The organism is Xanthomonas sp. WHRI 6108 (assembly GCF_040202385.2).
Taxonomy (GTDB): domain Bacteria; phylum Pseudomonadota; class Gammaproteobacteria; order Xanthomonadales; family Xanthomonadaceae; genus Xanthomonas; species Xanthomonas arboricola.
Genome location: NZ_CP168198.1, coordinates 3513901 through 3534111 on the forward strand (window position 1 = coordinate 3513901; position 20211 = coordinate 3534111).

Sequence of the window (20211 nt, forward strand, 5' to 3'; positions counted from 1 at the left end):
AGAGATGACCCGCCCCACCCTTTCGGCTATCGGCCTGGCCGTGGCCGCCGTGTTGAGCGCCAACGCCCAGGCCCAGCAGGCCGCCCCCGGTGCCACCACGCTGGACACCGTGATCGTCACCGGCACCCGCGCCAGCGACCGCACCGTGCTGGAATCGACCGTGCCGGTGGACGTGCTCACCGCCGAGGACATCCGCAAGGCCGGCGTGGTCAACGGCGAGCTGGGCAGCGCGCTGCAGGCGCTGCTGCCCTCGTTCAACTTCCCGCGCCAGTCCAACTCCGGTGGTGCCGACCATATCCGCGCCGCGCAGCTGCGTGGGCTCTCGCCCGACCAGGTGCTGGTGCTGGTCAACGGCAAGCGCCGCCACACCTCGGCGCTGGTCAATACCGACAGCAAGATCGGCAAGGGCACCACGCCGGTGGATTTCAACTCCATCCCGATCAATGCGATCAAGCGCATCGAAGTGCTGCGCGACGGTGCCGGCGCGCAGTACGGCTCGGACGCGATCGCCGGCGTCATCAACGTGATCCTGGACGACAACCCGGAGCGCGGCGAGCTGGAAGCCAGCTTCGGCGCCTACAACACCGACGTGGAGCCGATCAATCGCCGCGTCACCGATGGCCAGACCAGCTACGCCAGCGCCAAGGTCGGCAGCCTGCTCGGCGATGACGGCGGCTTCTTCAAGGTCGGCCTGGAGCTGAAGAATCGCGAGGCGACCAACCGCGCCGGCTTCGACCAGATTCCGTCGTTCGAGGAGCAGACCCCGGCCAACCTGGCGCTGGCCGGCAAGCGCAACTACGTGCTCGGCGATGGCGCCACCAAGGGCCTGAACGCCTGGCTCAACACCAAGGTGCCCTTCAGCGCCACCGGCGAGTTCTACGCCTTCGGCACCTACAACCAGCGCGACACCGAAGGCGCCAATTACTTCCGTTACCCGGACGGCAGCGCCAACTGGCGTGAGATCTATCCCAACGGCTACCGTCCGATTTCCGAAGGCGAGAACCGCGATCTGCAGGTCGTCGCCGGCGCACGTGGGCAGCTCGGCAGTTGGGACTACGACGCCAGCGTCAACTACGGCCGCAACGACTTCACCTACCGGCTGCGCAACTCGCTCAACGCCTCGCTCGGCCCGGGCAGCACCACCCGCTTCAAGACCGGCGATTTCGCCTTTGCGCAGACCGTGGGCAACCTGGATCTGACCCGCGTGTTCGATGCGGCCGGCGCCACCCACACCTTCGGCACCGGTGCCGAATTCCGCCGCGAGCAATACCGCACCCATGCCGGCGACCCGGCCAGCTATGCGGCCGGCCCGTTCACCGATCGCCCCACCGGCTCGCAGGCCGGCGGCGGCCTGACCCCGCAGGACGAGGCCGACCTGTCGCGCAACGTGGCCAGCGCCTATGCCAACGTGTCCAGCCAGTTCGGCGACAAGTTCTCCACCGACCTGGCCGGCCGTTACGAGCATTACCAGGATTTCGGCAGCCAGTGGACCGGCAAGCTGGCCGCGCGCTATGCCTTCGCCCCGGCGTTCGCGCTGCGCGGCGCGGTCTCCAACAACGTGCGTGCGCCCTCGCTCAGCCAGATCGGCTACGAAGCCACCTCCACCGGTTATGACGCCGCCGGTCGCCTGACCCAGGGCCGCCTGCTGTCGGTCAATAACCCGATCGCACGCGCGCTCGGTGCCACCGACCTGAAGCCGGAAAAATCGCTCAATTACAGCCTGGGCTTCACCAGCCAGCTGGGCGATCACTTCGACCTGTCGCTGGACTTCTTCCAGATCGATATCGACGACCGCATCGCGCTGTCCGAAGACATCACCGGCACCACGCTGACCGACTTCGTGCAGCAGAACTTCGCCGTCGCCGGCGTGCAGAGCGCCAGCTATTTCCTCAACGCCGCCGACACCCGCACCCGCGGCGCCGAGCTGGTCGGCAACTGGCGCCAGTACGCCTTCGGCGGCGACCTGCTGCTGACCGGCACCTACAGCTACGCCAAGACCGAGTTGAAGAACGTCATCGGCACCCCGGCGCAGCTGCTCGCGCTGGACCCGGACTACGTGCTGTTCGGTGTCGAGGAGAGCAACACGCTCACCGATGCCGCACCACGCACGCGCGCCGCGCTGGCCGCCAACTGGAACAACGAGCACTGGAACCTGCAGACCCGCGTCAATCGCTACGGCAGCGCCACGCGCGTGTTCGACTTCGGCGGCGGCTTCGTGCCACGCCAGACCTACGGCGCGGAATGGCAGCTGGACCTGGAAGCCGAGTACCACCTGGGCACGCAGTGGACGCTGGCGATCGGCGGCCAGAACATTCTCGACAACTACTCGGACCGCTCCATCGACGACATCGCCTACTTCGGCAACCTGCCGTACGACGTGCTCTCGCCGATCGGTAGCAACGGCGCGTATTGGTACGGGCGGGTGCGCTACTCGTTCTGACGCCGGGATGGGTGGATCGGGATTCGGGATTGGCAAGGGCGGCGCATCGCCAACCCCACTCCCGAATCCCCACTCCCCGCTGTTGCATAACCTGAATATCACATCGCCTTGCGCACACTAGCGCGATGGCAGACGTGCACTCCCCCCTTCCGTCGCCGCCATTGCTGGACGATGCCTGCGCATTGTTTCTGGACGTGGACGGTACCCTCATCGACTTCGCCGACAGCCCCGAGGCTGTGCGACTCCTTCCCGAGGTCCGCGCGGCCATCGGCCAGTTAAGCGACCGCCTGCACGGCGCCGTGGCACTGGTCAGCGGCCGACCGCTGTCGCAACTGGATGCCTTGTTCGCGCCGTTGCTGCTTCCGGCCGCCGGCCTGCACGGACACGAACTGCGCAGCGACATCGCTGCACGCGCGGCGATGCCGCAGGACACCTCCGAGTGGCTGCATGGCCTGCATCAGCGTGCCGCCGCACTCACGCACCGGCACCCCGGCGTGCTGGTCGAAGACAAGGGCGTCAGCGTCGCGCTGCATTGGCGCGCACAGCCGCTGGCCGGCCCCGACGTGCTCGCCTTTGCGCAGCAGGAAATCGCCCAGCTTTCCGGGTACCGCCTGCAACCGGGCGACCACGTGGTCGAATTCGTCCCCGAAGGCAGCAACAAGGGCCTGGCGGTCGAACAACTGATGCAGCAGGGCGCATTCGCCGGCCGCACGCCGGTGTTCGTCGGCGACGACCTCACCGACGAATTCGGTTTCGAAGCGGCCAACCGCCTCGGCGGCTGGAGCGTACTGGTCGGCGATCGCGCCCAGACCAGCGCGCGCTTCCGCGTCGACGGTACCGCCGACGTGCATGCGTGGCTGCAACGCAATGCGCGCCAGGCCTGAGCGCAGCGCGCCTTCCCCTCTTTTCTTCAAAAGGATCGTTCGCACTCCATGACCGAGCCAAACCTGGATCTGGGCGTCATCGGCAACTGCAGCTTTGGGGCATTGGTCGATCGGCAGGCACGCGTGGTGTGGAGTTGCCTGCCGGCCTTCGACGGCGACCCGGCGTTCTGTTCGCTGCTCTCGCCCAAGCGCGAAGGCGGTGACTTTGCCGTGGAGCTGGAGGACTTCGCCAGCAGCGAGCAACACTATCTGCCCAATACCGCTGTGCTGCGCACCGTGTTGCGCGACCACCACGGCGGCGAAGTGGAAGTCATCGACTTCGCACCGCGCTGGCGCAATAACGGGCGTTTCTACCGGCCCGTCAGTATCATCCGGCAGATCCGCCCGCTGGCCGGCAACCCGCGCATCATCGTGCGCGCCCGCCCGCTGGCCGACTGGGGCGGGCGCAGCCCGGAAACCACCTGGGGCAGCAATCACATCCGCTGGGTGCTGCCCGAATTCACTCTGCGCCTGACCACCGACGTGCCGGTGCGCTTCGTCCGCGACGGCCTGCCGTTCGTGCTCAGCCACCCGGTCAACCTGGTGCTGGGCGTGGACGAATCGCTGACCCGTTCGCTCACCGGCTACGTGCAGGAAGCGCAGGAACGCACCGAAGAATACTGGCGCGAATGGGTGCGCTACCTGTCGATTCCGCTCGACTGGCAGGAAGCGGTAATCCGCAGCGCAATCACGCTCAAGCTGTGCCAGTACGAGGACAGCGGCGCCATCATCGCGGCGATGACCACCTCGATCCCGGAAGCGCCCAACACCCCGCGCAATTGGGATTACCGCTATTGCTGGCTGCGCGACGCCGCATTCGTGGTGCGTGCGCTGAATCGCCTGGGCGCCACCCGCACGATGGAGCAGTTCATCGGCTACATCTTCAACATCGCCACCGCCGACGGCACCATGCAGCCGCTGTATGGCATCGGTTTCGAATCCCAGCTGGAAGAGCACGAAGTCGAAACGATGGAGGGCTACCGCGGCATGGGCCCGGTACGCCGCGGCAACCTGGCCTGGATCCAGCAGCAGCACGATGTCTACGGCAGCGTGGTGCTGGCGTCCACCCAGCTGTTCTTCGATCTGCGCCTGAAGGACCAGGGCGATGCGGACACTTTCCGCCGCCTGGAGCCGCTGGGCGAGCGCGCGTTCGCGCTGCACAACGTGCCCGATGCCGGTCTTTGGGAATTCCGCGGCCGCGCCGAAGTGCATACCTACACCGCTGCGATGTGCTGGGCTGCCTGCGATCGCCTCTCCAAGATCGCCGACCGGCTGGTGCTGCCCGAGCGCAGCGTGTACTGGCGCGAGCGCGCCCACACCATCCGCGAACGCGTGCTGGGCGAGGCCTGGAGCGAAGAACGCGGCCATTTCACCGATACGCTGGGCGGTCATCGCCTGGACGCATCGCTGTTGCTGCTGGCCGATATCGGCATCGTCGCCAACGACGATAGCCGCTTCGTGCGCACGGTCGAGGTGGTCGGCCGCGTGCTCAAGCATGGCGATGCGCTGTATCGCTACATCGCACCGGATGACTTCGGTGAGCCGGAAACCAGCTTCACCATCTGCACGTTCTGGTACATCGACGCGCTGGCCGCGATCGGTCGCAAGGAGGAGGCGCGTGAATTGTTCGAGCGCATCCTCTCGCGCCGCAATCACCTGGGCTTGCTGTCGGAGGACCTATCGTTTGAAGACGGCGAAGCCTGGGGGAATTTCCCCCAGACCTATTCGCATGTGGGCTTGATCATCGCAGCGATGCGCTTGTCGCGGAGCTGGCAGGAGGCGTCATGAGTCGTTTGGTGGTGGTATCCAACCGCGTTGCAGTGCCCGGCGAAAACCGCGCTGGCGGGCTGGCGGTTGGCCTGTTGGCTGCACTCAAGGAGCGCGGCGGTGTGTGGTTCGGCTGGAGCGGCAAGACCGTCCGCGGCGACAGCGGTGGCATGCACGAACAGACCGAGGGCGACATCAAGTTCGTCACCATGGACCTCAACAAGCGCGACATCGATTCGTACTACAACGGGTTCGCCAATCGCACGCTGTGGCCGCTGCTGCACTTCCGCCTGGACCTGGTCGATTACGACCGCGCCACCCGCGAAGGCTATATGCGCGTCAACCGGCTGTTTGCCGAGAAGCTGGCGCCGTTGCTGAAGGACAGCGACACGCTGTGGATCCACGATTACCACATGATTCCGCTGGGCGCGATGCTGCGCGAGTTGGGTGTAGGCTGCAAGATGGGCTTCTTCCTGCACGTGCCGATGCCCTCGGCCGACCTGATGCAGGCGATGCCGGATCACGCGCGCTTGTTCAGTACGTTCTACGCGTACGACCTGGTCGGCTTCCAGACCCAGCGCGATGCCGAGCGCTTCAAGGCCTATGTGCGCCTGTTCGGCGGCGGCCGCATTCTCGACGGCGACATCGTCGAAGGCCCCGGCGGGCGTCGCTTCAGTGCTGCGGCGTTCCCGATCGGGATCGATACCGACCTGATCGCCAACCAGGCCAAGGCCTCGGTCGGCAAGCAGGCCGTGCGCGACCTGCGCGAAAGCCTGCGCGGCCGGCAACTGGCGATCGGCGTGGACCGGCTGGATTATTCCAAGGGCCTGCCGGAACGCTTCCAGGGTTTCGAACGCTATCTGGAGCGTTATCCGGACCAATCCGGCAGCCTGACCTATCTACAGATCGCGCCGGTATCGCGTGGCGACGTCAACGAGTACCGCCAGTTGCGCGGGCAGCTGGAACAGATCGCCGGCCACATCAACGGTGGACATGCCGAGCCGGATTGGACGCCGCTGCGCTACGTCAATCAGAACTTCAGCCATGCGACGTTGACCGGTTTTTATCGCGCGGCCTCGGTTGGCCTGGTCACGCCACTGCGCGATGGCATGAACCTGGTCGCCAAGGAATTCGTGGCGGCGCAGGATCCGCAGAATCCGGGCGTCTTGGTGCTGTCGTTGCTGGCCGGTGCAGCGGACGAAATGAAAGAGGCACTGCTGGTCAATCCGCACGATCTGGACGGCGTGGCCGACGCGATCGCCACTGCGGCAAGCATGCCGCTGGCAACCCGCATCGAACGCTGGAGCGCGATGATGGATCATCTCCGCAAGAACAACATCAATCACTGGCGCCAGCGCTACCTGCAGGCGCTTGCAGATATCTGACTCCGGTGTCCGCAACGCAGGCTGCCAGCACCACGCTATCAGCACAGACGCGCTGCGCACCGGCAGCGCCCCCCTTTTCCCCTCGGGAGAAGGGGGCCGAAGGGCGGATGAGGGTACGCGTGTACGTACAAGTGGAAATGTCCGAAGCGCAAAGTCCAGCTTCTACAAATCCCAACTCCCGAATGCCAAATCCCCGCCTCACCGTTTGAGTCAATAACTCAATAGAACTACTGCAGGATCCTGCATTTGTCGCCACATGCGAATGCACCCAACACCGCCTGACACCCACAGCAATCTTCAGCCGCATCGAATTTGAGCAATTTCAGCGCCTCAACCGCATGGCCTGGAACGTTGGTTCTCATTCCGTCACGGACACAAGCGTCATTGCGGTCTAAAATATCTGCATGAGTAGCGCTGAGGACCCTGGGAGGGGCTGCGCGTTCATATCCGGACGTTCTGCTTTAGGACGTTTTTGTTGGATCCAAGGCCGCCCTTTGCCAGCCTGTGATCTTGCTCCCTCCACGACTCGCCACCGCCTGCCGGTGCCTGGGTCCTTCCTGACATCTCAAAATGACTGATCAATCCTCAAAACGTGGACTAGGCACCTGGTTGCTGGTGGTCTATGCCGTGGTGATCGCCGTGCTCGGTGCGGTGCTTGCCTACGAGGGCGGCCGCCTGGTCGCCGTCGGTGGCTCCTGGTATTACCTGCTGGCGGGCATCGGCCTGTTCCTGGCCGGCGTGTTGCTGGCGCTGGGCAAGCGTGCCGGCCTGTGGCTGTTTGGCGCCACGCTGGCGGCCACCATCGCCTGGGCGCTGTGGGAAGTGGGCCTGGATGGCTGGGGCCTGGTCCCGCGTCTGGCCTGGATGTCGGTGCTGGGGCTGGTGCTGCTGCCGTTCTGGGGCGTGGCCCGCCGCCGTATGCAGCCGCTGTCGGGGCTTGGCTATGTGCTGGTGACCGGCGTGCTGCCGATCCTGGGCGCGACGCTGATCCTGTGGCCACTGCTGGTGCCGCGCAATGTCGAACTGGCCGATGCCTCCAAGCTGCCGGCCGAGAATGCGACGCCGTTCAGCCGCGCCAACGTGCCCAGCCCGGACGGTAACGTCGCGGCCAATCACGATGCCAGCAACTGGACCTCGTACGCCGGCTCCAACCTGTCCAACCACTACACCCCCGGTGCGCAGATCACCCCGGAGAACGCCAAGAACCTGAAGGTGGCCTGGGAGTTCCATACCGGCGATCTGAAGCCGGCCGGCTCCAAGCTGGGCTACGCCTTCCAGAACACCCCTCTCAAGGTCGGCGAGCTGCTCTACATCTGCACCCCGACCCAGAAGGTGATCGCGGTGGAAGCAGCCAACGGCAAGGAGCGCTGGCGCTTCGACCCGCAGACCAATCCGAAGGCGATGGCCGGCGTTGCCGCCACCACCTGCCGCGGCGTGTCGTACTACCAGGCCCCGCAAGGCACCGCCGAGTGCCCGACGCGAATCTTCTGGCCGATGGTCGATGGCCGCCTCGGCGCGCTGGACGCGCAGACCGGCAAGCTGTGCACCAGCTTCGGCAACAACGGCTTTGTCGATCTCAATGCCGGCACCGGCAACACCAAGCCGGGCTTTGTCGGCCCGACCTCGCCACCGGTGGTGATGCGCGGCGTGGTGATCCAGCCCACCGGCCAGGTGCGTGACGGCCAGGAAGGCGATGCGCCGTCGGGCGTGGTGCGTGGCTTCGATGCGCTCACCGGCCAGCTGCGTTGGGCCTGGGACCTGGGCAACCCGGCGATCACCGCCGAGCCGCCGGCCGGGCAGACCTATACCCGTTCCACCCCGAACGTGTGGTCGCTGATGGCAGCCGATGACGAGCTGGGCCTGGTCTATCTGCCGACCGGCAATGCCTCGGGCGATTTCTTCGGCAAGGGCCGTACCCCGCAGGATGAGGAATACACCGCCTCGCTGGTTGCCGTGGATGCGGCCACCGGAAAGGAGCGTTGGCATTTCCGCACTGTCAACCACGACCTGTGGGATTACGACATCGGCCCGCAACCGAACCTGGTCGATTGGCCGGTCGCCGGCGGTGGTACCCGTCCTGCGGTGATCCAGGCCACCAAGTCCGGCCAGGTGTTCGTGCTGGACCGCGCCACCGGTGCCCCGCTCATGCCGGTCAAGCAGATCGCCGTGCCGCAGGGCACCGATCATGGCGACTGGACCGCGGCCACCCAGCCGATCTCGCCGGGCATGCCCAATACCGTGGGCGCACCGAGCCGCGAGTACGAAACCATCGTCGAATCCGACGCCTGGGGCATGACCCCCTTCGACCAGCTGGCCTGCCGCATCCAGTTCAAGCAGCTGCGCTACGAAGGCATGTTCACCCCGCCGACCCTGCAGGGCTCGCTGGCCTTTACCGGCAATCACGGCGGCATCAACTGGGGCGGCATCTCGGTCGATCTGCAGCGCGGCATCATGGTGATGAACAGCAATCGCCTGCCCTACACCCTGCAGGTCTACACCCGCGAAAAGATGAATGAGCTGGGCGTGGTGTCGGTGTTCGACGGCAAGAGCAAGACGCCCGGCTACATGGCGCAGAAGGGCCTGGCCTACGGCGCCCGCAAGGAGCCGTGGATGTCGCCGCTCAACACGCCGTGCGTGGCACCGCCGTGGGGCTACATCTCCGGCGTGGACCTGCGCACCCAGCAGGTGATCTGGCGGCGTCCGCTGGGCACCGGTTACGACCAGGGCCCGATGGGCATCCCGTCCAAGACCAAGTTCGAGATCGGCACGCCTAACAACAGCGGCTCGCTGGCCACCGCCGGCGGCGTGACCTTCATCGGCGCGACCCTGGACGACTTCATGCGCGGCTTCGACACCCGCACCGGCAAGCAGGTCTGGGAGACCCGCGTGCCGGCCGGCCCGCAGGCCGCCCCGCTGAGCTACACCATCGACGGCAAGCAGTACATCGTGGCCGCCGTGGGTGGGCACGACCGCATGGAAACCAAGTCGGGAGACAGCGTGATCGCCTGGGCGCTGCCGGATGACGCGGGCGCCAAGCCGGCGAAGTAAGCCGGTGTAACGTCAGCTAGTTGGGCATCGATAGACCGGTCATCGTGAGATGGCCGGTTTTTTTTTGGGAATCGGGATTCGGGAATGGGAAAGGCGCTTTTCTGTCGTCTTTCAGGGCTGGGCTGGATTGATGGCGCGCCCGATTCCCCAATCCCCACTCCCGATTCCCCGCGCTTCGATGCGTGTTCGTCGCGTTGCACCGATGGCGCCGCTGGCCAGTCTAGGTGGCGTGCATGCGATCGGACTACGCGGCGTCGAGGTCTACGAAGTGTTTACGGAGCCCGCCGATATTTCACGTGAAATTTACTATTGCAAGACCGATATCCGGCTGCAAATCACGGTTTCGCAGCACGTCGGGCAGCGCTGAAACCGCTTCCAAATCAACTACATCGGTGTTTACAGGGGTCTGGTCGGCAGATTCCGACGAACGGTGATTTCACGCCGTCATGATTCGGGCTCGGCCGCCGATACCCCATAGCAGCCCATGCAGCGCAGGACGCCGCTCCCCACTCCGAATCACTCAGTTGGACTCAGCCTATGTCGCCCTCACCCGATGCCACCGCCGTCTCCCGCCCGCCTTCCGGCCGGAACCTTGCGCGTGCCAGCACGGCCGCATGGCTGCCTGCCGCTGCACAGATCGGGCTGCTGGGCTTGCTGACGCTCTACGCCGCCACGCTGCTGCCCGGCGGTGTCTGGACCGGCTTGGGCCGCTTGCTGCCGGCGCTGCTGGTACTGGGCGCGGCAAGTGCCGGGCTGTGGTGGTGGGCACGCCGTCGCGGTGTGGCGCAACTGCAACAGGCGATCGGCACGGTGACCGCCATCGGTGAAGGGCGCTTTCAGCGCCTGGATCTGCGCACCGCCTCCGGCGAACTCGCGCCGTTGCTGCACGCCCTGCAGGCGACCCAGGACAAGCTGGCCATCCGCCTCGATGTGATGGAACAGGGGCTGCGCCACGGCCAGTTCGTGATCAAGGCGCTGGACGATCTGGACACCATGATCCGCATCGCCGACGACGACGGCCAGGTGCTGTTCGCCAACCGCAAACTGCTGGCGATGCTCAAGCTGATCGAGCCGGATGTGCAGAGCTTCCGCCCCAGCTTCCATGCCGAAGGCTTCGTCGGCGGCAGCATCGGCGACATCTATCCCGACAGCCAGGCCGCGATCGACCGCATGCGTGCGCTGACCGCCTCCAAGGCGGTGCGCGCGCCGTTCTTCGGCCGCCAGATCGACTTCGTCTACAGCCCGATCATTGCCGCCGACGGCACCAAGCTGGGCACCATCGCGCAGTGGATGGACGTCACCGCGCAGGTCAACGCCGAGCAGGCGCTGATCCAGATCATCGATGCCGCCGCGGCCGGCGATTTCAGCCAGCGCATGCAGATCGACGGCATGGACGGCGTGCTGCTGTCGCTGGCGCAGGGCATCAACCGCATCTACGACTCGGTGGAAACCCACCTGGCCGCCTTGGCGCGTGTGATCGGTGCACTGGCCGAAGGCGACCTCACCCAACGCGTGGAGGGCGATGCGCACGGCATCTTCGCGCGCCTGCGCGACGACACCAACCAGACCGTGACCCGGCTGACCGAGATCATCGGCGACATCCAGATCGCATCGGACACGATCCGCCGCGCGGCGGTGGAAATCGCCGCCGGTAACGCCGACCTGTCCGAGCGCACCGAGCAACAGGCCGCCAATCTCGAAGAAACCGCCAGCTCCATGGAGGAGCTCACCTCCACCGTGAAGCAGAACGCCGACAGCGCGCTGCAGGCCAACCGGCTGGTAGTGGGCACCGGCGAAGTCGCGCACAACGGCGGCCAGGTGATGGACGATGTGGTGTCCACCATGGGGCAGATCAGCACCGCCTCGCGCAAGATCGGCGAGATCATCGGCGTCATCGACGGCATCGCCTTCCAGACCAATATCCTGGCGCTCAACGCCGCGGTGGAAGCGGCACGCGCCGGCGAACAGGGCCGCGGCTTTGCGGTGGTCGCCTCGGAAGTGCGCGCGCTGGCGCGGCGCTCGGCCGATGCGGCCAAGGAGATCAAGACGCTGATCGCCGACTCCACCGACAAGGTCGAACTGGGCTCGGGCCTGGTGCACCGCGCCGGCGCGACCATGCGCGAGATCGTCGGCTCGGTCAAACACGTCACCGACATCATGAGCGAGATCACCGCCGCCAGCGCCGAGCAATCCAGCGGCATCGAACAGGTCAACCGTACCGTCGCGCAACTGGACGAAGTCACCCAACGCAACGCCGCGCTGGTGGAAGAAGCCACCGCCGCCGCGCGCAGCCTGGAAGAACAGGCCGTGGAACTGGCCGATGCGGTGTCGATCTTCCGCCTGCAGCCTGCGCACAGCGGCAACCCGAAAGCAGCGCCCGCAAGCTTCAAAAACGCAGCCGCGTAAGCCGCCGTCACGGAATCACCGTAGGAGCGCACCCGGGCGCGACGAAGCCTTCCCGGTAACGCCGCATCGCGCCCAGGTGCGCTCCTACACAAAGCAGGCATGCCTGTCCGCCACCACAGATCCAGCGCACGCGGCCGAACAGTACTCCGTATCGACAAGCCATCAGAGAAATCAGCGCGCAGTCGTAGGAGCGCACCCGGGCGCGACGAAGCTTTCCCGGTAACGCCCATCGCGCCCAGGTGCGCTCCTACGTCTAGCTGGGGCGCTAGTCGAGAAACCGCTCGCGCTGCTCCGGTGTCGGCAGCATGCAATGCTCGCTGCGACCGAACCAGCGGTAGCGATGGCGTGCGATCAGGCGATAGCCGATGTCGCGCACGCGACGCGGCACCACGCGCAACACCGTGGCCAGCCGCCAGAAGCCGCCCAACCCGGCCAGCACCCGCACGATCGCGTCGCTGTCGGTCCACGCACCGCGGTCATCCACCAGCAGAAACGACAACGGGTCGTCCGGATCCAGCCCATGCTGCTGCAACAGCGCACGTCCGGCCTGGCCCTGCATTGCGGCAAAGCGATAACGCCCGCGTCGATCGTGACGCAGCAGGAACCTGACCCAGCCATTGCATAGCAGGCACACGCCATCGAACACGATGGTCGCGGGCACAGCACCTGGCTGACGGCCGGGCGGCTCCACGCGCGACGGCTTCGAGTGAGCAGGCTCCAACCGAGACGACTCCAGCTGAGACACGTCAACGAGCGGTGGATCAACGCGGTTCAAGCCAGCCCTCGTAACGAATGAACGGGCCGACCAGCGGCAAGTGCACGTCGACCAGGAATCCGTAACGCCCGGCGTCGGCATGCTCGCGGCAACGCACCTGCTCGAACCAGCGCGCAGGCAACCGGATCCAGCCCAATGCCCACACCCGCGTGGCCTGCCAGTACAGCGATTGCGCGTCGGCGCGCAGCGCGAATTCAAACCGCACCGCGCCCAGATGTTCGCGCAGGCGCATGCCCTCACGCCACAGGCGCGAATGCATCGGCAGGCCGCCGAACCGCCGATGCCAGCGCTCGCCCGCCGCGTCTGCAAGAAACTCCACTTCGACCTCCACCTCGCCACTGCGAGGCAAGCGGCTCAACAGCGCCAGTAACGGGACCAGCGCATGCGTGCCGCGTTGAATCCTTGCCCGGCCGGCGAAGGTCTGCCGCTGCTGCACCGAATGCAGCGCGCGCACCGGCGCAGGCAGCTGCGCGAACGCGTCCTGCCCCAGCACCTGCGCAAACAACGGCACGCTCAGGGCGCGATCCATGCCAGCGTGGCCATGCGTCCGCTGCGGCGGTCGCGACGATGCGAGAAGAAACGTTGCGGCTCGGAAATGGTGCACAGCCCGCCGCCATGGATGGCGCTGGCCGGCACACCGGCATGCTGCAGGCGCTGACGCGCCAACGCATACAAGTCCACCCGCCAATGCCCCGGGCGGGTCGCAACAAACGCGCGTTGCGCCTGCGCATCGTGCGCGACGAAGGCGTTGAACACGTCTTCACCGATTTCATAGGCCTGCGGCCCCGCTGCCGGCCCCAACCATGCCAACACCTGCTGCGGCGGCGTGCGCATCGCCGCCACGCTGCGCTCCAGCATGCCGTCGGCCAGGCCGCGCCAGCCTGCATGCGCGGCGGCCACTTCGCTGCCATCGGCAGCGGCGAGCACGACCGGCAGGCAATCGGCGGTGAGGATCGCCAGCACCACGCCGGGCACGGCGGTCACCGCTGCATCGGCGACCGGTTCCCGCGCGCCTGGCGCGACAGTGCCCGCTGCAGGCGGCTGTTCGCCGGGCGCGAGCACGGGCGCGTCGACACGCAGCACCTCCACCCCATGCACCTGACGCAGCCACTGCGGGGTACCGGGCAGTGCCAGCGCCTCGACCAGCAGCGCCCGGTTGCGTTCCACCTGCTCCGGCGCGTCGCCATCGGCACTGTTGCGGTTGCCGAGGTTGAGCGTGTCGAACGGCGCCAGCGAGCCGCCCAGGCCGTGACGCAGCGTGGTCAGCGCATGGATGCGTGGTGGCGCCGGCCAGTCGGCCGGCAGCACGAAGGGTGCGGCGGCGGCCACGTCAGCGGCGTGCCAGCTCGGCGGCGCGTGCGCTGTCTTCGCGCAGGGCCGTCATCAGCCGCTGCAGGTCGGCCGGCACCGGCGCGCTGGCGCGCACCGGCTCGCCGCTGACCGGGTGCAGGAATTCCAGGGTTTCGGCATGCAGCGCCTGGCGCTTGAAGGTGCGCAGCTCGTGCACCAGTTCGTCGGTGGCGCCCTTGGGCAGCTTGAGCGCGCCGCCGTACAGCGGGTCGCCGACGATCGGCGACTTCAGATGCGCCATGTGCACGCGGATCTGATGGGTGCGCCCGGTTTCCAGCCGGCATTCCAGCGCGGTGTGCGCGCGGAAGCGCTCGCGCAGGCGGTAATGGGTGACCGCATCGCGGCCGTCGTCGCGCACCGCCATCTTCAGCCGATCGCGCGGATGGCGGTCGATCGGCGCGTTGGCGGTGCCGCCGGAGACCAGCGCGCCCACCACCACCGCCAGGTACTGGCGATGCACATCGCGTGCGGACAGCTGTTCCACCAGCGCGGTCTGCGCCTGCACGGTACGCGCCACCACCATCACCCCACTGGTGTCCTTGTCCAGCCGGTGCACCACGCCTGCGCGCGGCACCGCCGCCAGCGCCGGGTCGCGGAACAGCAAGGCGTTGACCAGGGTACCGTCCGGATTGCCCGCGCCCGGGTGCACCACCAGCCCGGCCGGCTTGTCGATCACCAGTACCTGGTCGTCTTCGTACAGCACGCTCAGCGGGATGTCCTGCGGCGCGGCGTGGGTCTGGGTTTCCAGCACCACCTGCACCTGCACGCTCTCGCCGCCGCGCAAGGTGTCGCGCGGGCGCGCCATTTCCCCGTTCAGCAGCGCATCGCCGGACTTGATCCACTCCGACAAGCGCGAGCGCGAGAATTCGGGGAACAGCTCGGCCAGCACCGCGTCGAAACGGCGTCCAGCGGCGTTGTCGGGCACGATGGCCTGGCGGATGGACGGGTCGAGGGGGTCGGCAGATGGGTCGGACATGGACACGGGCACTCAGGCAAAAGCGGGAATTTGGCGGTCCGGGCGGCGGGAGTCAGTCGCCGGACAGGCCACTAGGCTATCATCGCGCTCTCGTTTTCCTGATGCGTCCTGCCCAGACCCATGATCCGACGGTCCACGTTTTCCGCGCCTGCGCGCCTGATTGCCCTCATGCTGGTCATGGCGTTCGTCGTCACCGGCTGCCACCGCGGCGCCAAGGACAAGAATCCCGATGAGGGCATGCCGGTCGAGCAGCTCTACGGCAAGGGCCACGGCCTGATGGAGAAAGGCAACTGGGCCGGCGCCGAAGCCAGCTACAAGCGCCTGATCGCCCAGTACCCGTACGGCCCGTACACCGAGCAGGCGATGATCGAAACCGCCTATGCCCAGTACAAGGCCGGCAAGCACGACGACACCGTCTCCAGCGTCGACCGCTTCATCCGGACCTATCCGACCCATCGCAACATCTCGTATCTGTACTACCTGCGCGGGCTGGCCAACAGCAACCGCGATACGGTGTTCCTGCGCCGCGTGTGGTCGCTGGATCCGAGCCGTCGCGACCTGTCCTCGCCGCAGCAGGCCTACAACGACTTCAACACCGTCACCGACCGCTACCCGAACAGCCGCTACGCGCCGGATGCGCGCAAGCGCATGATCGAGCTGCGCGACGTGTTCGCCCAGCATGAACTGGACAACGCGCTGTACTACCTGCGGCGCAATGCCTGGGTCTCGGCGGCCGGTCGTGCCAACTACCTGCTGGAAACCTATCCGCAGAGCGCCTACCAATACGACGCGGTCGCGGTGCTGGCCGAGGCCTACACCCACCTGGGCAACAAGACCCTGGCCGCCGACGCACGCCGCGTGCTGGAGCTCAACAGCCCGCAGCACCCGTGGCTGACCGGCGACTGGCCGAAGTATCCCTGGGCCATCCGTAAGCTCAACCCGTTCGCCGGCGAGAAGTCTGCCGCCACCGGTCAGCGCAACGCACAGATGAGCCGCGACTGAGACAGTAGTCGCCGGTGTAATGAGAAAAAGGGGCCGCAAGGCCCCTTTTTATTGCGGTAACGCGCCTGCGGCGGTGACGGCGCGCCGGCTGCCGCAGGCACTCGCGATGCCTGGCGACAGTGACGCCTGATCGACCGGGAGATCGGCCGTCCCGCATTCCGCGCCCGCGCCCCACCCTCTCCCGCAACGCGGGGCGCGCCTGCCCGCGACAGCTGCAGGCACCTCGCCAGACCCGGCACCAGGTCACCGAACCGCGCCTGTGCGCTGCCTATACTCGGCCCTGAAGAAGACCCGACTCCCCGCTGGCGCCCGCCCAGGAGGCCGCATGTCCCGCTGCATCGTCCCGTTCCTGCTCGCCCTGTTGCTGGCGGCGATGACCAACACCGCCACCGCGGCGCCGATCGTCTACGGCGTCAACGCTCACGACAATCGCCCCGGCTATTCCATGGCCCAGGCCGAGGCCCGCTTCCAGCTGCTGGCCGCACGCAATCTGCGCAGCTACCGCTTCGATGTGGACCCGCGTGACTACGCAACGCTGGATGCGCTGGTCCCGCTGGCGCGCAAGTACGGCATCACGCTGCGCCCGATGGTCTACCCGATGTCGCGCGAGATCGGCTACCAGCTGGCACGCCGCTATGCGGCCGACATCAAGGTCTGGGAGATCGGCAACGAACAGGACCTGGTGCGCGCCGAGGCCGATGCCCGCATCGCGGCAATGACCACGATGTACCTGGGCATGCGCCAGGCCTCCAACGAACTGGGCGCCGGCCTGCGTTTCACCATCAACATCACCGCCTGCAACAGCGACGACCGCAGCGCCAACGCACGCTGCCCCGGCGATCGCAATGGCTCGCTGTGGTTCCTGGCCAAGGCCAAGGCGGCCGGCTTCAATTTCGACCACATCAGCTTCCACTACTACGCCTTCCACCAGGATGCCGGCTACTGGAGCGCGTTGTACCTGGGCCAGCTGCGCACCGCGGCGCAGACCTACAAGACCCCGGTGTTCTTCAACGAGCTCAACTGTGCGGAGATCTACACCGGCAACACCACCGGCGGTGCGGAAGGCGACCGCGGCTGCTACGACAGCCTGGCGCAGTTGCTGCGCAACGTGCGCGACAACTATGCCGACGTGGTGTCCGAGGTGAACGTCTACGAATTGCTGGACCAGACCACCATCCAGGGCGCCGAAGGTCATTTCGGCCTGATGTACGACCTGACCCGGCCCAAGCCGACCCTGGACCTGCTCACCCGCTTCGCACAAACACCGGCCACCGCAACGGCAGCCAATGCAACGGGCGACCGACCGCAATAGCCGTTCGGGCTACTGGCCGGAATAGCCATTGGTGATCGGGTAACGCCGCTCGCGCCCGAACGCGCGCCGCGACACCTTGGGCCCGGGCGCGGCCTGGTGGCGCTTCCATTCGTTGAGCCGCACCAGCCGCAGCACGTGCTCCACCGTGTCGGCGGCATAGCCGGCCGCGACGATGTCATCGCGCGACTGCTCCTGGTCGACGTAGCGGTACAGGATGCCGTCCAGCACATCGTACGGCGGCAGCGAATCCTGATCGGTCTGGTTGTCGCGCAACTCGGCCGAGGGCGGGCGCGAAATCACGGCCGGCGGTATCACCGGCGCCCCGCCCACGGTGTTGCGCCACTTGGCCAGGCCGAACACTTCGGTCTTGTATAGATCCTTGAGCGGGGCGTAGCCGCCGCACATGTCGCCGTAGATGGTGGCGTAACCCACCGCGTACTCGCTCTTGTTGCCGGTGGTCAGCAGCAGCCCGCCAAACTTGTTGGACAGCGCCATCAGGATCACCCCACGGCTGCGCGACTGCAGGTTTTCTTCGGTGATGTCCGGCTGGGTGCCTTCGAACATCGGCCCCAGCGCGGCGAGCAGGCCTTCGAACGCCGGCTCGATCGCGATGGTTTCCAGCTTGACGCCCAGCGCGCGGCATTGCTCGTCGGCCAGATCGTTGGACAGGTTGGCGGTGTAGCGCGACGGCAACCGCACTGCGGTGACGTTGTCGCCGCCCAGCGCATCGACCGCCATCGCCAGCACCAGCGCCGAATCGATGCCGCCGGACAGGCCCAGCCAGACCTTGCTGAAGCCGTTCTTGCGGCAATAGTCCTGCAGCCCGCGCACCACAGCGCGCCAGGCCAGCGCATCCATGCTCTCGTCGCCATCGTCCACCCACACCACCGGGGTGAAACTGCGCTCGCCGGCGGCGTAGTCCACCACCAGCCACTGATCGACGAAGGCGGCAGCGGCCGGATGCACGGTACCGTCGCCATCGGCCACCACCGATGCGCCGTCGAACACCAGCGCATCCTGGCCGCCGACCACGTTGAGGTAGGCAATCGCCGCCCCGCTCTCGCGGGTGCGCTCGGCCAGCAGGGCATCGCGCTGCACATGCTTGCCGCGCTCGTAGGGCGAGGCATTGGGCACCAGCACCAGCTCGGCGCCGGCCTGCACGGTCCTGGCCAGCGGTTCGGCAAACCACAGGTCCTCGCAGATCACCACACCCACCTGCACGCCCTTGACCGTGACCACGCAGTTGTCGCCATCCGGGTCCACGTCGAAGTAGCGGCGCTCGTCGAACACTGCGTAATTGGGCAATTCGCGCTTGCGATACGTCGCCTCGATACGCCCGTCGCGCAACACGCTGGCGGCGTTGTAGACCACGCTGCCGGCACTCTGCGGCCAGCCGACCACCGCCACGATGCCGCGCGTACTGGCGGCGATGCGCGCCAACGCTTCCTGGCAATGGGCGAGAAAACCGGGCCGCAGCAGCAGATCTTCCGGCGGGTAGCCGCTGATCGCCAGCTCGGGAAACAGCACGATGTCCGCATCGAACTCGTCGCGCGCTGCCGCGATGAAGTCGATGATGCGATCGGTATTGCGCGCCACGGCGCCGACCGGGAAGTCGAACTGCGCCATGGCGATGCGGAGCGTCTGGGACATTGGAAGGCCTATGCGAATGCAGCGGGGAAGGCGTGGCTGCGCCGCATCCCGCAACAGACCGGGATGCAGACCGGCGTCGCCGCCAAGCCTGCATTATTCCAGAAGCGCAGCGGCGTGCAGGGATCTGCCGCGCCTCGGTGTTACGCGTCCGCTGCGTGCACGGCGCCTGCGCGGACGATGTCCGGCTGCGCCGTCATCGCATCAGCCCCACTGCATCTCGCCGGTGGCGACCTTGGCACCGATCTGCAGTGCCACCGTCATGCCGGCATCGGGGTAGCGCGCGGTCATGGCCTTGATCAGGTCGGCACTGTTGCTATGCCTGGCCAGCTCTTGCTCGAAAGCCAGCAGATAATCGCGCGTGTAGGCGATGGCCGAGGCATCGGTGGGCGCGCCCGGCAGCAAATGGCCGGCCACCACCACCGATGGCAAACGCGCCGCCATGCGCTCCAGCGTCTTGCGCCAGGCGGCACGGCCTTCGGCGCCGCGCGTATCGGCGGTCCACACATGCGTGCCGGAGAACACCAGCACGCCACCGAAGATCGCCTTCAGCGCAGGCACCCAGACATAGCGTCGATTGGCCAGACCGTCGGCTTCGACGATCTCCAGCGCGTGGCCTTCCAGTGTGAGCGCAGGACCATCGAAGGGCTCCGGCATCACGATGTCGGCCAGGCGCTGCGGGCCGTTTTCCTTTAGCTGCGGGCCCCAGGTGGCCAGTTTCTTTTCGACATTGCCCTTGATCGCCGCAATGGTGGCCGAGGCGGCGATGACGCGCGCCTCGGGGAAGGCAGCCTTGATCGGCGCCAGGCTGAAGTAGTAATCCGGGTCGCTCTGGCTGATGTAGATGGTGGTCAGCGTCTTGCCGCTGGCGCGGATCGCCTTGGCCAGCGCCTTGCCGTCGGGCAGGGTGAAGCCACCATCGATCAGCACCGCATCGTGCGTGCCGGAAATCAGCACCGGCGCGCGGAAGAACCCATGTTCGCCGGCGGGGAAATGTTGATACGTCAGTGTGGTCGGTGCAGCCATGGCGGTATTCGCTCCAGGGAAGGCGGTTGCGACACTCGCAACGGCCAGGGTTTTGATGACGTCTCGTCGGGTTGGCATTGGTTTGGCCTTTGGGGATGGCGATGGTTGGGGTGAGGGTGCGGCGGAAGACAGCCAAGTCACTGGAGACGTGTGT

General features: G+C 66.7%; 15 protein-coding genes. 9 read left to right on the plus strand and 6 right to left on the minus strand.

Annotated elements, in window-relative coordinates; translation table 11 throughout:
* Window positions 1-4 precede the first annotated feature (4 nt).
* The 7 genes from ABQ039_RS14785 (at window position 5) to ABQ039_RS14815 (ending at window position 11969) form a co-directional block, all read left to right on the plus strand.
* Entirely contained in the window at window positions 5-2440 is a 2436-nt protein-coding gene (locus ABQ039_RS14785) for a TonB-dependent siderophore receptor (RefSeq protein ID WP_039525848.1), read from the plus strand.
* Between the two features lie 125 nt (window positions 2441-2565).
* A complete protein-coding gene (otsB, locus tag ABQ039_RS14790; RefSeq protein ID WP_102580636.1) occupies window positions 2566-3324 on the plus strand; it encodes a trehalose-phosphatase in 759 nt (252 codons plus the stop codon).
* Window positions 3325-3372: 48 nt separating this feature from the next.
* Window positions 3373-5151: a glycoside hydrolase family 15 protein gene (locus ABQ039_RS14795; RefSeq protein WP_349777986.1), complete on the plus strand. Its 1779-nt coding sequence runs from the start codon at window positions 3373-3375 to the stop codon at window positions 5149-5151.
* Window positions 5148-6515 carry an alpha,alpha-trehalose-phosphate synthase (UDP-forming) gene (otsA, locus tag ABQ039_RS14800; protein ID WP_024939412.1) on the plus strand — a complete coding sequence of 456 codons (1368 nt, stop codon included), beginning with the start codon at window positions 5148-5150 and terminating at the stop codon, window positions 6513-6515. Before ABQ039_RS14795 ends, otsA begins: the two co-directional genes overlap by 4 nt.
* A 609-nt stretch (window positions 6516-7124) precedes the next feature.
* Window positions 7125-9563, plus strand: coding sequence for a glucose/quinate/shikimate family membrane-bound PQQ-dependent dehydrogenase (locus tag ABQ039_RS14805; RefSeq protein WP_349778090.1), 2439 nt, complete (start codon window positions 7125-7127; stop codon window positions 9561-9563).
* A gap of 49 nt (window positions 9564-9612) precedes the next feature.
* Complete coding sequence (locus ABQ039_RS14810; RefSeq protein WP_349777985.1) at window positions 9613-9930, plus strand: hypothetical protein; 318 nt, start codon at window positions 9613-9615, stop codon at window positions 9928-9930.
* 170 nt (window positions 9931-10100) lie between these two features.
* Complete coding sequence (locus ABQ039_RS14815; RefSeq protein ID WP_349777984.1) at window positions 10101-11969, plus strand: methyl-accepting chemotaxis protein; 1869 nt, start codon at window positions 10101-10103, stop codon at window positions 11967-11969.
* Between the two features lie 265 nt (window positions 11970-12234).
* Here the strand turns inward: ABQ039_RS14815 and ABQ039_RS14820 are convergent, their stop codons facing one another.
* The 4 genes from ABQ039_RS14820 to rluD all read right to left on the minus strand — a co-directional run bounded on the left by ABQ039_RS14820 (window position 12235) and on the right by rluD (window position 15070).
* The gene (locus ABQ039_RS14820; RefSeq protein ID WP_181097756.1) at window positions 12235-12660 is read right to left on the minus strand and encodes a thiol-disulfide oxidoreductase DCC family protein; all 426 of its coding nucleotides are present in this window, start codon (window positions 12658-12660) and stop codon (window positions 12235-12237) included.
* Between the two features lie 70 nt (window positions 12661-12730).
* Complete coding sequence (locus tag ABQ039_RS14825) at window positions 12731-13255, minus strand: DUF4166 domain-containing protein (protein WP_349778089.1); 525 nt, start codon at window positions 13253-13255, stop codon at window positions 12731-12733.
* Between the two features lie 2 nt (window positions 13256-13257).
* Window positions 13258-14073, minus strand: a complete 816-nt coding sequence (pgeF, locus tag ABQ039_RS14830; RefSeq protein ID WP_349777983.1) for a peptidoglycan editing factor PgeF — start codon at window positions 14071-14073, stop codon at window positions 13258-13260.
* A gap of 1 nt (window position 14074) precedes the next feature.
* Window positions 14075-15070: a 23S rRNA pseudouridine(1911/1915/1917) synthase RluD gene (rluD, locus tag ABQ039_RS14835; RefSeq protein WP_054592204.1), complete on the minus strand. Its 996-nt coding sequence runs from the start codon at window positions 15068-15070 to the stop codon at window positions 14075-14077.
* Window positions 15071-15190: 120 nt separating this feature from the next.
* On the opposite strand from rluD, the gene ABQ039_RS14840 reads away from it, so the two are divergent.
* Window positions 15191-16072 (plus strand): outer membrane protein assembly factor BamD, encoded by an 882-nt coding sequence (locus ABQ039_RS14840; protein WP_024939405.1) that lies wholly within the window; start codon window positions 15191-15193, stop codon window positions 16070-16072.
* A gap of 325 nt (window positions 16073-16397) precedes the next feature.
* Window positions 16398-17384 carry a hypothetical protein gene (locus ABQ039_RS14845; RefSeq protein WP_184518091.1) on the plus strand — a complete coding sequence of 329 codons (987 nt, stop codon included), beginning with the start codon at window positions 16398-16400 and terminating at the stop codon, window positions 17382-17384.
* A 9-nt stretch (window positions 17385-17393) separates the two neighbouring features.
* Here ABQ039_RS14845 and ABQ039_RS14850 read toward each other — a convergent pair whose 3' ends face one another.
* Entirely contained in the window at window positions 17394-19034 is a 1641-nt protein-coding gene (locus ABQ039_RS14850) for an NAD+ synthase (protein ID WP_184608707.1), read from the minus strand.
* 201 nt (window positions 19035-19235) lie between these two features.
* Window positions 19236-20057 carry an MBL fold metallo-hydrolase gene (locus tag ABQ039_RS14855; protein WP_260297087.1) on the minus strand — a complete coding sequence of 274 codons (822 nt, stop codon included), beginning with the start codon at window positions 20055-20057 and terminating at the stop codon, window positions 19236-19238.
* Window positions 20058-20211: the final 154 nt, after the last annotated feature.